At 69.2% G+C, this 13,402-nt stretch carries 11 protein-coding genes; 9 read left to right on the forward strand and 2 right to left on the reverse strand.

The genetic code is table 11. The annotated features are described in order from the left end of the window. Positions 1 to 459 precede the first annotated feature (459 nt). Together ABB34_RS00075 and ABB34_RS00080 are read right to left on the reverse strand one after the other, a co-directional pair. On the reverse strand, positions 460 to 1,557 hold the full coding sequence (locus tag ABB34_RS00075; RefSeq protein ID WP_057639202.1) for a dipeptide epimerase: 1,098 nt from the start codon (positions 1,555 to 1,557) through the stop codon (positions 460 to 462). After that, positions 1,554 to 2,984: a C40 family peptidase gene (locus tag ABB34_RS00080; protein WP_057639203.1), complete on the reverse strand. Its 1,431-nt coding sequence runs from the start codon at positions 2,982 to 2,984 to the stop codon at positions 1,554 to 1,556. Before ABB34_RS00080 ends, ABB34_RS00075 begins: the two co-directional genes overlap by 4 nt. A 129-nt stretch (positions 2,985 to 3,113) precedes the next feature. Between ABB34_RS00080 and ABB34_RS00085 the strand changes: the two genes are divergently transcribed. The 9 genes from ABB34_RS00085 (at position 3,114) to ABB34_RS00125 (ending at position 13,267) form a co-directional block, all read left to right on the forward strand. Further along, positions 3,114 to 4,601: a transglutaminase-like domain-containing protein gene (locus ABB34_RS00085; RefSeq protein WP_083489992.1), complete on the forward strand. Its 1,488-nt coding sequence runs from the start codon at positions 3,114 to 3,116 to the stop codon at positions 4,599 to 4,601. A gap of 50 nt (positions 4,602 to 4,651) precedes the next feature. Then, on the forward strand, positions 4,652 to 7,690 hold the full coding sequence (locus ABB34_RS00090; protein ID WP_057639204.1) for a TonB-dependent receptor: 3,039 nt from the start codon (positions 4,652 to 4,654) through the stop codon (positions 7,688 to 7,690). A gap of 98 nt (positions 7,691 to 7,788) precedes the next feature. After that, positions 7,789 to 9,342, forward strand: coding sequence for a serine hydrolase domain-containing protein (locus tag ABB34_RS00095; protein ID WP_057639205.1), 1,554 nt, complete (start codon positions 7,789 to 7,791; stop codon positions 9,340 to 9,342). Between the two features lie 55 nt (positions 9,343 to 9,397). Then, positions 9,398 to 10,141: an N-acetylmuramoyl-L-alanine amidase gene (locus ABB34_RS00100; protein ID WP_057639212.1), complete on the forward strand. Its 744-nt coding sequence runs from the start codon at positions 9,398 to 9,400 to the stop codon at positions 10,139 to 10,141. A gap of 30 nt (positions 10,142 to 10,171) precedes the next feature. Beyond that, positions 10,172 to 10,870: a M15 family metallopeptidase gene (locus tag ABB34_RS00105; protein ID WP_057639206.1), complete on the forward strand. Its 699-nt coding sequence runs from the start codon at positions 10,172 to 10,174 to the stop codon at positions 10,868 to 10,870. Positions 10,871 to 10,929: 59 nt separating this feature from the next. Beyond that, positions 10,930 to 11,310: a hypothetical protein gene (locus ABB34_RS00110; protein WP_057639207.1), complete on the forward strand. Its 381-nt coding sequence runs from the start codon at positions 10,930 to 10,932 to the stop codon at positions 11,308 to 11,310. A gap of 223 nt (positions 11,311 to 11,533) precedes the next feature. Next, a complete protein-coding gene (locus tag ABB34_RS00115; protein ID WP_057639208.1) occupies positions 11,534 to 11,875 on the forward strand; it encodes a hypothetical protein in 342 nt (113 codons plus the stop codon). An 88-nt stretch (positions 11,876 to 11,963) separates the two neighbouring features. Next, on the forward strand, positions 11,964 to 12,701 hold the full coding sequence (locus tag ABB34_RS00120) for an HAD family hydrolase (protein ID WP_057639209.1): 738 nt from the start codon (positions 11,964 to 11,966) through the stop codon (positions 12,699 to 12,701). Continuing rightward, a complete protein-coding gene (locus ABB34_RS00125; RefSeq protein WP_083489994.1) occupies positions 12,698 to 13,267 on the forward strand; it encodes a hypothetical protein in 570 nt (189 codons plus the stop codon). The genes ABB34_RS00120 and ABB34_RS00125 overlap by 4 nt, the downstream gene beginning before the upstream one ends. Positions 13,268 to 13,402: the final 135 nt, after the last annotated feature.

Consider the following 13,402-nt stretch of genomic DNA (forward strand, 5'->3'; position numbering starts at 1 on the left):
CGCTCCCCAACAGGGGAGCGAAAGCCTTTGCTCCTGCTTCCTTTCATTGCCTCGCCTTCCCTTTCCCAAGGAACTTGATTCCCCCCTCGGGAAGGGGGCAATAGCCAAGGCATGAAAGCAAAGCTTTCACTCCTGCTTCGCAGGAGCGAGTCACTTTTCTTTGCTTGTGCAAAGAAAAGTAACCAAAAGAAAGCACAGCCGGACGCGAGCCGATACGGCTGCGCCGCATCGGTCCCCTGCGCTCCTCGCGGGACGGGGGGACGGCGCACAACTCGCTTCGCTCAGACACGTGCGCCTCTTCGCCCCCCGTCCCGCTGCGGTGCTCGGCTCGCTTTACGGCAGGGGAAGTCAAAAGCCGAAGGGCAACGGCAAAATCACGGGCAACAGCAACAGCAACAGCAACAGCAACAGCAACAGCAACAGCAACAGCGCTGGTGCCGGTTGCCGGTGCTGCCGTGGTCATGGCTTCAGCATCTCCAGTCCTTCGACCTCGGTGATGCCCAATCCCGGCGCGTCGGTGATGCTGATTTCCGACTCGTTGAAGATCACCCCGCCGCGCACCGGGTTGAACTGCCCCAGCGACGGCCCGTCCAGGTCCACCTTGGTGATCGCGTCGGCCTTGGCCACCGCCAGATGCACCGCCGCGGCCACGCTGATGCTCGATTCGAGCATGCAGCCGATCATGCACGGGATGCCGTGCAGCGCCGCGATGTCGGCCACCTTGATCGCGTTGGACAGGCCGCCGGTCTTCATCAGCTTGATGTTGATGATGTCCGCCGCGCGCTGCTGGATCAGCTCGAACACCTGGTGCGGGCCGAACACGCTCTCGTCGGCCATCACCGGCGTGTTGACCCGCTCGGTGACGTACTTCATGCCGTCGATGTCGGCGGCCTTGACCGGTTGCTCCAGCAGTTCCAGCACCACCCCGGCGTTCTCCAGCGCATGCATCGCGTACACCGCCTGCTTGGCGGTCCAGCCCTGGTTGGCGTCCAGCCGCAGCAGCGCGCGGCCCTCGACCGCGGCATGGATCGCCTTGACCCGCTCGATGTCCAGGCCGATGTCCTTGCCGACCTTGATCTTCAGCGACTCGAAGCCGCGCTCGATCGCCGACAGCGAGTCGGCCACCATCTTGTCGATGTAGTCCACGCTGATGGTGATGTCGGTGGTGATCACCGGGTCGCCGCCGCCGAGCATCTGGTACAGCGGTGCGCCGTGCAGCTGCGCCCACAGGTCGTAGAGGGCGATCTCGACCGCCGCCTTGGCGCTGGTGTTGCGCTCCAGCGAGCCCTGCACCAGCGCGCAGATGCGGTTGAGGTTGGCGACGTCCTCGCCGATCAGCCGCGGCTTGATGCACTGGGTGATCGCCTCGACGATCGAGCCGTGGGTGTCGCCGGTGATCACCGCGGTGGCCGGCGCCTCGCCGTAGCCGGTGTGGCCGCTGTCGGTGCGCACCAGCACCACGATGTCCTCGACCGTCTCCACGGTGCGCAGCGCGGTCTTGAACGGGGTCTTCAGGGGCACGCGCAGCATGCCCAGTTCGATGTCGGTGATCTTCATTTGGCGGTTCGCGGGCGGATGCGCTGGATGTTGGTGATGCGGTCGACGTAGCTGGCGGTGTCGCTGGCCATCATCGGCTGCAGCGGCGTCACCGACACGCCATTGAGGTGGGCCGGTACGCGTTTGCCGTCGGCGCCGAACCAGCTGCCGCCGGAGGTGTCGTGGATCATCCACGCCATGCCGTCGGCGTGGCCGAGGGTGAGCATCACGTGGCCGGGGATGTAGACCAGGTCGCCCACCTGCAACGCGTCCACCGCGGCGTCGCGACGGGCCTTGCCGTCCTTGTCGCCGAAGGCGAGGCGGTCCAGCGCCGGGCTCACCGCCTGCGCGCTGGTGTTGCGCGGCAGCAGCACGCCGAAGCTGCGGTAGACCTCGGAGACGAAGCCGCTGCAGTCGCGGGTGTCGTAGGCATGGCCCCAGCCATAGCGCTCGCCGAGGAACTTGAATGCCTGGGTGACGAGGTTGCGCGGGGTCAGCGGCAGGTAGTCGTCGCTGCTGTCCTGCGAGCGCGGCAGCAGCGCCGGCAGCAGGGCGAGGCTGCCGTCGTCGTTGCGCGCCGGCAACTGGATGACGTGGCCGGCATGGCCCTGCTGGCCGTTGACCGGCTGCAGCGGCGGCCAGTCGGCCAGCACCGGCACGCGCACGCCCATGTCCAGCTGCAGCCGCGACAGGCGCGGTTCCTCCGGCGTGTAGGCGGTGAAGGCGGTGGCGCCGGTGATCACCCGGTACGGGCCGTGGGCGCCGTAGCCGAACACCTGCGTGGCGTCGCCGATGCCGACGAAGCGCTTTTCGATCCATGCCACGTAGCGTTCGCTGGCGACGAACAGCCAATCGCCGTCGGCGCTCTCGTGCAGCACCGCCACCGCGTCGCCGGGGAACAGCGCCGACTCCTGGAAGCGGTCGATGTCGGTATCGCCGCGGCCGCTGAACACGCGCAGCCCGGTGGGGACGGCGCGCAGCGCGGCGCGGTGCACGACCAGCCCGTACTGGAGCGGGCGGCTGGCGGGGATGCGGTCAAGCGCGAGGTTGTCGCTGATCGCGCGCAGCTGCGCGGCGCCGACCTCGTTGCCCTGCACGTCGTACAGGGTGCGCGGCGGCAGGTGCGAGATCGCATCGATCTTTTCGCGCACGAAATCGCGCGCCAGCGTGGCGGGCAGCGCGCGCAGGTCATGGATGGAACCGTCGAGCTGGCGCATGCGCGCGTTCTGCGCGGCGATGCTGGCGCGGTCGAGGATCACCCGGTCCGGTTCGGCCTGGCGCGCGATCCAGTAACCGGGCGACAGGTAGGCCTCGTGCAGGCCGACGATGCCGGCATGGCCGGGCGCGACCACGGGCGCGGGGCCGCGCGCGAAGGCCGGCCCCACGCACAAGGTCGCGGCAAGCAGCAGCACGCGCGCAAGCGGCAGCCGGGAGGAAAGGGCGTTCATCGGCGGGCTCCATCGGGATGCGTGAAGAATAGTTATTCCTTTGTTCGTCGAAAGCAAGAATAAATTATTGACCGGCCATCGGGGGCGTGCTACACCACGGCTACCACCCTGCACCCGGGAAGTGTTGCCGTGGAATCCGCGTTTCGCCAGTTCGCCCTTGTTCTTGCCGCCTCCCGGCCGCGCCGGCTCGCTGCCGGGCTGCTGTGCCTGCTGCCGTTCGCGGCCGCCGCGGGCGAGCCGCTGGCGCAGGTGGCCACGCGCGTGGACCGCGGCGATTTCGCCGCCGCGCAGGCGCAGATCGATGCGGCGCTGCGGCAACAGGACCTGCCCGCGGCGCAACGCGAAGACTGGTTGTTCCAGCGCGAGCGCATGCGTCGGATACGGCTGGACTTCAGCCTTGACCGCGAACAGGCGATGGCGGCGGTGCGCCGCTACATCCCCGACCTGCGCGAGGAAGAATTCCGCGATTGGGACGAGGCCGGGTTGATCGAGCACCTGGACATCGACGGCGAGCGCCGCTGGTTCAAGCGTGCGCCGTCCAACCTGTTCCGGGTCAGCGCGGCGGCGGTGGCGCGGCGCGCGCCGTCGATCAAGCCACCCGCGCCCGGCCCGTTCGAAGTGCCGACCCCGCACCATGCCGAAGTGCTGGCCGCCGCGCAGGCCAGCGGCGCTTCCAGCGTCGCGCCGCGGCGGGTGCGGGTGACGCAGTCGCTCACGGTTGAGGCCGACGCGGTGCCGGCCGGCGAAACCGTGCGCGCGTGGATCCCGTACCCGCGCGCCATCGCCGGCCAGCAGCAGGACATCCGCTGGCTGGGCAGCGTGCCGGAAGGCGCGCGGGTGGCGCCGGAATCGACCCTGCAGCGCACCGCCTACCTGGAGCGCACGGCGGTGGCCGGCACCCCCACCGAGTTCTCGGTCAGCTACGAGCTGACGGTGTACGCGCGCCACGTCGCCATCGACCCGGACAAGGTGCAGCCGACGCCGCACGACCCGGCGCTGGCGCCATATTTGGCCGAGCGCGCCCCGCACGTGCTGTTCACCCCGGCGCTGCGTGCGTTCTCGCGCGAGGTGGTGGGCGATGAAACCCACCCGTACCGCGTCGCGCGCAGGCTGTTCGACGCGGTGGACCGCATCCCGTGGGGCGGCGCGCGCGAATATTCCACCCTCGGCAACATCAGCGATCACGCGCTGCACGCCAACCACGCCGACTGCGGCCAGCAGACGCTGCTGCTGATCGCGCTGCTGCGGCTGAACGGCATCCCCGCGCGCTGGCAGTCGGGCATGGTGTATTCGGACGACGCGGTGGGCTACAGCAACCTGCATGACTGGGGCGCGCTGTACCTGGCGCCCTACGGCTGGGTGCCGATGGACGTGACCACCGGCGCGCTCGACAGCGCGCAACCTGCGCTGCGCGACTTCTATTTCGGCGGGCTGGACGCCTACCGCATCACCTTCAACGACGACTACGCGCAACCGCTGTGGCCGGCCAAGCGGCACTTCCGCTCGGAAACGGTGGATTCGCAACGCGGCGAAGTGGAGTGGGCCGGCGGCAACCTCTATTTCGACCAGTGGGATTACGACTTCCGGTGGCAGGTATTGCCGCCGCCGGAGGCTTGAAGCGCTGCACCACCGCCGTACTTCCAACCTCTGCAGGAGAGAGCAGAACGATGAACACGAAAATGCTGAAGAAGGCGGCGCTCTGCGTCGCACTGGGTGCCTGTCTGGGAGCGCTGGCGCCCACGGTCATGGCGCAGAGCGCCACCGGCGCCATCGCCGGCCGCGCCAACGCCGGTGACCAGATCACCATCACCAATACCGCCACCGGCCTGACCCGCACCGTCACCGCCAGCCGCGACGGCAACTATCGCCTCGGCCAGCTGCCGGTGGGCGACTACCGCCTGCAGCTGCAACGCGACGGCCGCAGCGAGGGCGAGCCGTTGAGCGTCAACGTGGCGCTGGGCGGCACCACCACGGTCAACCTCGGCGGTGGCGGCGAGGCGATAACGCTGGACTCGATCCAGGTGGTCGGCTCGCGCATCGTCAACCGGGTGGACGTGTATTCGACCGAGACGGTCACCACCGTTTCCCGCGAAGAACTGGCACGCATGCCGGTGGCGCAGGACATGGGCTCGGTGGCCCTGCTGGCGCCGGGCGTGGTCGGCGGCAACTCCTCGTTCGGCGGCATCAGCTTCGGCGGTTCGTCGGTGGCCGAGAACTCGGTCTTCATCAATGGCCTGAACGTCACCGACTTCTACCGCCGGCAGAGCTTTTCCAGCGCGCCGTTCGCCTTCTTCCAGGAATTCCAGGTCAAGACCGGCGGCTATTCGGTGGAGTTCGGCCGCAGCACCGGCGGCGTGATCAACGCGGTGACCCGCTCCGGCAGCAACGAATTCAAGAGCGGCGTGGAGTTCACCTTCGAGCCGAACGCATGGCGCTCGAAGGCGGACGACCACCAGTTCGACAGGGTCGACGGCGACGGCACCGCGGCCTCGGCCGTGTACAAGGCCAGCCACGACACCAGCAGTTTCATGAAGGCGAACGTGTGGGCGTCCGGCCCGCTGGTGAAGGACAGGCTGTTCTTCTTCGGCATGTACGAACAGCGCCAGGGCACCTACGGCAACACCAACAACGCCGGCACCGAGTGGTCGCGCGCCAAGTCCGACAACGGATTCTGGGGCGCCAAGCTGGACTGGAACATCACCGACGACCATCGGCTCGAGCTGCTGGCCTTCTCGGACGAGGGCAGCACCGACAACTCGACCAGTCTTTACGACTTCGACACCCGCGCCATCGGTGACCTGAAGGGCACCAGCGTGGACGATGGCGGCGGCAAGAACGGCTCGCTGACCTACATCGGCCAGTTCGGCGACAACTTCACCGCCAAGGCGATGTACGGCGTCAACCGCAGCCGGGCGCTCAGTGCCTCGCCGGCCGACGCGCTGTGCTCGCAGGTGCTCATCGACGCCAGCTACAACAGCGTCTACACCGCGATGGGCCAGCCGGCGGTCAGCTGCCACCCCAGCACGTCGACGTCGGTGGTCGACCACCATGACGAGCGCAAGGTGGGACGCCTGGATTTCGAATGGGTGCTGGGCGACCACCTGCTGCGCTTCGGCCTGGACCGCGAGGAAATGACCACGGACCGCACCACGCGCTACCCGGGTTCGACCGGCATGCGTTACTCGGTCTTCGCTGCCACGCCCGGCGCCGAGCTGGACAATGGCGCGCTCGTGCCCGGCGGCGTCGACGCGATCGTGATGGGGCGCCGGCGCATCGATGGCGGCGTGTTCGAGACCACGGCCAACGCGTACTACCTGGAGGACGTCTGGAGCGTCACCCCCAACCTGGTGCTGAACCTGGGCGTGCGCGTGGACGGTTTCGACAACAAGACCGCCAGCGGCGCCAGCTTCATCAAGATGGACAAGCTGGTGTCGCCGCGGCTGGGCTTCAGCTGGGACATGAAGGGTGACGGCAGCACCAAGCTGTCCGGCAACCTGGGCCGTTACTACCTGCCGGTCACCAACATCATCAACTACAACTTCGCCGGCGGCCTGATCGACGAGCGCACCTTCTACGCGCTGGACGGCTGGCGGGCGGCGACCAACCCGGTCACCGGCTCCGGCTACATGGAACCGGTCCTCGGGGCGCAGATCGGCCCGGTCGACGATTCCTACAACCTGCCGGTCGACGACCTGCGCCAGAGCGTGAGCCGCGACCTGGACGCGGTCTACCAGGACGAGGCGATCCTCGGCTTCCAGCAGATGATCAACCAGGCCTGGTCGTGGGGCGTCAATGCGACCTACCGGCGCATGCCCAACGCGATGGACGACATCCGCATCAACCACACCCCCTGCGGCCCGGTCGGCTACAGCCTGTGGCCGATCGCCAACCCCGGCGAGAAGGTGACCATCTGGGGCAACGAGGACATCGGTTGCGACACCGAGGGCTGGATCACCATCGACACCTCGAAGGCCGGCTACATCAAGGGGGGCAGTGGCGAGGTGGTGGGCTACTTCAAGCCCAAGCGCACCTACAAGGCGCTGGAATTCCAGATCGACCGCGCTTGGGACGACAAGTGGGCATTCAACGCGTCCTACCTGTGGTCCAAGTCCGAGGGCAACCACGAAGGCCCGGTGAACTCGGATACCAACTATGGCGACACCGGCATGGTCCAGCACTGGGACCACCCGGCCAACAACCAGGACTACGGTCCACTGTTCAACGACCATCGCCACCAGATCAAGCTGCGCGGCAGCTACAAGCTCAACGAAATGTGGTCCTTCGGCGGCACCTTCACCGCGCTGTCCGGCGGGCCGATCACCGCGCTGGGCGTTGCATGGCCGGACGACAGCACCGGTGCCGCCAGTTTCGTGACCGAAGGCTCCGGCGGTGGCTCGTTCTGGCATTGCGTGAAGAACTGCGACGGCTCCTGGGACCAGCGCGAGTTCGAATACGCCGGGCGTGGCTGGGGCGGGCGCATGCCGTGGACCTACAACCTCGGCGCCAACGTCACCTGGACCCTGCCGGTGGAAGGCATCGACCTGAAGGCGCGGCTGTCGGTCTACAACCTGCTCAACGAGCAGGAAGTCATCAACCAGCGCGCACGCTACGAGAAGGGGCCGGGCGTCACCCGTGGCCTGTACGGCACCGGCACCCGCTGGCAATCCCCGCGCTACGCGCAGCTGGTGGTGACCTGGAACTTCTGATCCGGGCCACTGCCGGCAATGCTTGCCGCGACACCCGCTGCCGTGCAGGAATGCACGGCAGCGCCGCTTTGGACAATCACGAACCGCGGAGTGGAACCATGCCGACCAAGCGCCTGCTGCTGTGCCTGCTGTTGCTGCCGGCCGCCGCCCATGCCGCCGTCGATGACGGCGCGGCACGCTACCAGCAGGCGCTGGACGCGGCCTACGCGCATTACCGGCTGCCGGGCATCGCGGTCGGCGTGATCGAGGACGGCAAGGTCGCCTATACCGGCGCCCGCGGCGAACTGGCTGCGGGCGAGGGTGTACCGGTCGATGCCGACACGTTGTTCAAGATCGCCTCCAACACCAAGGCGATGACCGCCGCGGTGCTGGCGCGGCTGGTGCAGGCCGGCAGGCTGCGCTGGGACGACCCGGTGACCAGGCACCTGCCGCAGTTCCGCATGCACGATCCGTGGGTGACCGCGCACATGCAGGTGCGCGACCTGCTGATCCACAACAGCGGCCTCGGGCTGGGCGCCGGCGACCTGATGCTGTGGCCGGAGCCGAACCATTTCAGCCGCGAGGACATCATCGCCGGGCTGGCCCACCTCAAGCCGGTGGGCAGCTTCCGCGCCGACTATGCCTACGACAACCTGCTGTACGTGGTGGCCGGCGAAGTGGCGGCCGCGGCCGGCGGCAAGCCGTATGCGCAGCTGCTGCGCGAGGAAATCTTCGAACCGCTGGGCATGGCGCGCTGCCAGGCCGGGCAGTGGTCGCCGGCGGCGGTCGGCAACGTCGCGCGCCCGCATCGGCGCGAGGCCGCGCGCAACATTCCGGCGGCGGCCGACCCGGCGCGCGTGGACGACTTCCCGTCGATGGCGGCCGGCGGCGTGCGTTGCAGCCTGAACGACATGCTGCGCTGGATGCAGGTGCTGCTCGACCCGCAACAGGCGCCGGGCTGGCTGGACGCAACCCAACGCCGCGCGCTGTGGACCGCGCACATGCCGATGCCGGTCGGCCAGCGCCAGCGCGACTGGGACAACACCCATTTCCACGCCTACGGCTACGGCTGGCGCCTGTCGGACATGGATGGGCAATGGAAGGTCGCGCACACCGGCACGCTGTCGGGCATGTATTCCTCGCTGGCACTGCTGCCGGACCGGCGCAGCGGCGCGGTGATCCTGATCAACGGCGAGGCCGAGGACGCGCGCACGGTGCTGATGCAGGCGCTGCTCAAGCAGCAGACCCGGCCCGGCGCCGGCCTCGACGTGGCGTACTACGCCGGCCTGCTGGAACGGGAGGCCGCGCAACGCCATGCCGGCGGCCACGGCCCCGTTCCGTTGCCGCAGGGCGTGCCGGCCACGGTGGCCGGCTTCGGCGCCGATGCCGGGGTGTGGGCCGACCCGTGGTTCGGCCAGGTCGCACTGTGCCCGGCCGGTGACGGCATCACCTTCGCCTCCGAGAAATCGCCGGCGATGCACGGCCGGGTGGTGCTGGCCGACGGCCGCCCGTGGGTGCGCTGGCAGGGCATCGGCGAGGACGCCGACGCTTGGTTGGAATTCACCGGCGACGGCCCGGAGCGGCGCCTGCACCTGCGCGCCATCGACCCGGGCATCGACTTCAGCTACGACTTCCAGGACCTGGAATTCAGCCGCGTCGGCGATTGCCGGTGACGCGGCGATGCACGGTCATGATGTTCACTTCAGGCACGATACCGGCATGAACACGATGCAGATCCGACTTGCGACGTTCCCGCTGCTGCTGGCCACCGCGCTGCTGGCCGGTTGCGGCCACGTACCCGCGCGCAACCCGCTGGCCACCTGGGTGCCCTCGCCGAACCACGACCTGCGCCGGCCCGTCCTGATCGTCATCCACTACACCGAGCAGGATTCGGTGCAGCACAGCCTGGACACGCTGCGCAGCCGCAACAGCGGCGGCCCGGTCAGCGCGCACTACCTGATCGGCCGCGACGGCCAGCGCTACCAGCTGGTCAGCGACGAACGGCGTGCCTGGCACGGTGGCGCCGGCAGCTGGGGCACGATCACCGACATCAATTCCGCCTCGATCGGCATCGAGCTGGACAACGACGGCCGCTCGCCGTTCGCCCCGGCGCAGATCGATAGCCTGCTGGTGCTGCTGGATGACCTGTGCACGCGCCTGCGCATCCCGCGCACGCAGGTGGTCGGGCACCAGGATTTCGCACCCACCCGCAAGATCGACCCGGGCCCGCTGTTCCCGTGGCGGCGGCTGGCCGAGGCCGGCTTCGGCCGCTGGCCGGCGGCCGATGCGCCGCCGGCGCCGGACGGCTTCGACCCGTGGGCGGCGCTGCGGCTGGTCGGCTACCCGCTCGATGACCGCGAAGCCACCGTGCGCGCCTTCCGCAACCATTTTCGCGGCCTGGACGGCGGCGAACTGGATGCCGAGGACCTGCGCATCCTGCACGCGCTGGCGGCCGACGCCGGCAGGCGCTGAGGTCGCCGCATGGTCCATCCGCTCCGGCACATGGTCGTGATCGCCGCGTCGTTGCTGATCCCGGCCGGCGCGGCAGCCGGTGACGTGCCGGCGATATCGCCGGCGTCCGACCCGGCGCAGGCCGGCATGCTCGACGTCGCCACGCTGGCGCCGGGCTTCGTGCCGGACATGCGCTATGCCGGCAGCGACAACTTCACCGGCCGCCCGGTGCCCGGCTACGAGGCGCCGCGCTGCTACCTGCATGCCGCGGCCGCGCAGGCGCTGGCGCGGGTGCAGCGCCGGTTGCAGGCGCAGGGCCACGCGCTGCGCCTGTACGACTGCTACCGCCCGGTGCGCGCGGTGCAGTCGTTCATGCGCTGGGTCGACGACCCCGCCGACCAGCTGGCCAAGGCCCGCTACTACCCGAACATCGACAAGGGCCTGCTGGAGGAGCAGGGCTACATCGCCGCGCAGTCCGGCCACAGCCGCGGCGCCACCGTCGACCTGGGCCTGCTCGACTGCCGTGGCGGCACCTGCGTGGAACGGGACATGGGCACCGGCTTCGACCGCTTCGACCCGCTGGCCCACACCGACAGCACGGAGATCACCCCGTCGCAGCGCCGCAACCGGCAGCGCCTGCTGGAGGCGATGCGTGCCGAAGGCTTCGCCAACTACCCGATGGAATGGTGGCACTACACCTTCCAGCCGGAGCCGACGCCCGGCACCGCCTACGACTTCCCGGTACGCTGAGCCGTGCCGCCGGCGCGGCCCGGATACACTGCGGGCCTCCCGCCAACGACCGGTACCCGATGAACCTGCAACTGCACTACGGCCTGCTCGGCTCGCTGGAAGCCGCCCTGATCGCGCTGGCGGTCGGCTTCGTGGTGTTCATGCTGTGGTGGCAGGTCTGCCGCCGCATCGGGCTGTCGCAGGGCCACGCCATCGGCTGGGCCTGCCTGGCTGCCGTCGCCATCGGCGCCGGCGTGGACATCTGGAAGATGTTCTCGCTGGGCATGGTGCGGCTGGAGTCGCCGCTCTACGCGCGGCTGGCGTTGGCGAGCATCCACGATCCGGACCAACTGGGCACGCGCGTCGTGCTGGAAGTGATCGGCGCACTGGTCGGCGTGGGGCTGGGATGGCGGGCGTTCAGTTCGCAGGTGACGCGGGAAGGTGACACCGGCGGCGATTGAACGCCGCTTCCGGGCGGTGGCGGGTTCATGGATGGAACGCCCGAATGCGCGCCTCACCGGCCGCTCACGTCGACCTAACCAGTGCCGTAACCGATCCCGCCGCGGCAAGGGTTAACGATGCATTCGCCGCGGATTTCCGCCACAAACGGAGTTCAGGGCGGGCTTGCGAGGGTGGGGCCGTGCGGAATCACCGCGCACCCCGAATCGCAGGAGGAAACATCCGATGACCGTTCGCAACCGCAACCCGCTGTTCGCCCTCGTTGCCGCCGCCGGTGCCATGCTGGCCATGCCCGCCTTCGCCCAGCAGACCCAGCCGGAACCGCAGCCGCAGACCCAGGACCCGGCGACGCAGGCGCAGCAGGGTACCGCCGCCGATGCCGCGGCCGCTGCATCCGGCGACCAGTCGTGGGAGAGCCTGGATACCGATGGCGACGGCGCCATCAGCCGCGCCGAGTCGCAGGCCCACGCCGGCCTGGCGTCGGTCTTCGACGCCGCCGACGCCGACAAGGACGGCAAGCTGACGACCGACGAATACCGTGCCTATACCGCCGCACAGCAGCGCTGAACCACGCGCCGGCGCATCCATGCATTGAACCGGAGGGAGCGGCCGCGGGCCGCTCCCTCCGGCCGCGGCAGGTTGCTATCCTGCGCCCATGACTTCCCCGAACACCGCTTCCGCCATCGGCCTGGTCGGCTTCGACGGCGACGACACGCTCTGGAAGAGCGAAGACTATTACCGCCGTGCCGAGCAGGACTTCGAATCCATCCTCGGCCACTACATCGACCTGCACGACGCCGGCACCGCCCGGCACCTGCTCAAGGTGGAGCGGCGCAACCTGGCGGTGTTCGGCTACGGCGCCAAGGGCATGACCCTGTCGATGATCGAGGCCGCCATCGAGCTGACCGGCGAGCGCATTTCCGCGCGCCACCTGCACGAGATCGTCGAGATCGGCCGCCGCACCCTGCAACATCCGGTCGAGGTCATCGACGGCGTGCGCGAGGCGGTGGCCGCCATCGCCGCGCGCTGGCCGGTGGTGCTGATCACCAAGGGCGATTTGTTCCACCAGGAGCAGAAGATCGAGCGCTCCGGGCTGCGCGACCTGTTCCCGCGGATCGAGATCGTCTCGGAGAAGGACCCGCAGACCTACGCGCGGGTGCTGGCCGAGTTCGACCTGCCGGCCGAGCGCTTCGTGATGGTCGGCAACTCGCTGCGCTCGGACATCGAGCCGGTGCTGGCGCTGGGCAGCTGGGGCGTGCATACCCCGTACGCGGTGACCTGGGCGCACGAGGCCGAACATGGCGTCGCCGCCGACGAACCGCGCCTGCGCCTGGCCGATACCGCGTGGCAATGGCCGCAGGTGGTGGCCGCCATCGAGGCCGGAACCGCGTGAACGCGCGTGCGCCGCGAGCAGGGGCAGCAGCACGCCACGCGCTGCTTGCCGTGTTGCTGCTGTGCGGCGCAACCGCGTTACCGGCGTTGGGGCAGTCCACCGGCGAGGCCACGCCATCGGACGAAGGCGCCGCCTATGTCCCCGGCACCGGCGATGCCTGGCTCGACCGGCAACTGGCCGACGTCAACCGCTATGCCGAGCGCTACCCGGACGCCTTCGTCGATGAACTGGTGCGCTACGGCGGTGCACGGCGCGGCTATCCCGAAGCGCTGATGCGACAGCACGGCTGGGCGGCCGCCGACGTCTGGTTCGCCTGTTTCTGGGGCAAGGCCATCGGCACCAGTTGCCGCGAGCCGGTGCGCGCGCGTGCGCAGCATCCGGACGAGGGCTGGAAAGCCGTGGTGCAGACACTGCCGGTGGCGCCCGACAACCTGCATTGGCGCGCGGTGCGGCATGCGCTGGTGGCCAGCTACGACCACTGGGACCGGCCGATCCGGCTCGACCCGCTGCTGCAACGCCAGCTCGGTGACCGCGCCAGGCGTGACGCCGCCGCCCGCCGAGATTGAAGCCCCTCTCCCATCGGGAGAGGGGTTGGGGTGAGGGGCGAGCGAAGTCGATGATGGTTGAACCATCTGGATTTCGCTTGCTCCCCATCCGCCCTTGCATGCCGCTCCTGCGGCATGCCCTTCGGGCCGGCTTCG

Source organism: Stenotrophomonas daejeonensis (assembly GCF_001431505.1).
Taxonomy (GTDB): domain Bacteria; phylum Pseudomonadota; class Gammaproteobacteria; order Xanthomonadales; family Xanthomonadaceae; genus Stenotrophomonas; species Stenotrophomonas daejeonensis.

Excerpts from the sequence above, each read along its gene's own strand:
- ABB34_RS00075 (WP_057639202.1), bottom strand. The coding sequence starts at position 1,557 with ATGAAGATCACCGACATCGAACTGGGCATGCTGCGCGTGCCCCTGAAG.
- ABB34_RS00080 (WP_057639203.1), bottom strand. The coding sequence starts at position 2,984 with ATGAACGCCCTTTCCTCCCGGCTGCCGCTTGCGCGCGTGCTGCTGCTT.
- ABB34_RS00090 (WP_057639204.1), top strand. The coding sequence starts at position 4,652 with ATGAACACGAAAATGCTGAAGAAGGCGGCGCTCTGCGTCGCACTGGGT.
- ABB34_RS00095 (WP_057639205.1), top strand. The coding sequence starts at position 7,789 with ATGCCGACCAAGCGCCTGCTGCTGTGCCTGCTGTTGCTGCCGGCCGCC.
- ABB34_RS00100 (WP_057639212.1), top strand. The coding sequence starts at position 9,398 with ATGCAGATCCGACTTGCGACGTTCCCGCTGCTGCTGGCCACCGCGCTG.
- ABB34_RS00105 (WP_057639206.1), top strand. The coding sequence starts at position 10,172 with ATGGTCGTGATCGCCGCGTCGTTGCTGATCCCGGCCGGCGCGGCAGCC.
- ABB34_RS00110 (WP_057639207.1), top strand. The coding sequence starts at position 10,930 with ATGAACCTGCAACTGCACTACGGCCTGCTCGGCTCGCTGGAAGCCGCC.
- ABB34_RS00115 (WP_057639208.1), top strand. The coding sequence starts at position 11,534 with ATGACCGTTCGCAACCGCAACCCGCTGTTCGCCCTCGTTGCCGCCGCC.
- ABB34_RS00120 (WP_057639209.1), top strand. The coding sequence starts at position 11,964 with ATGACTTCCCCGAACACCGCTTCCGCCATCGGCCTGGTCGGCTTCGAC.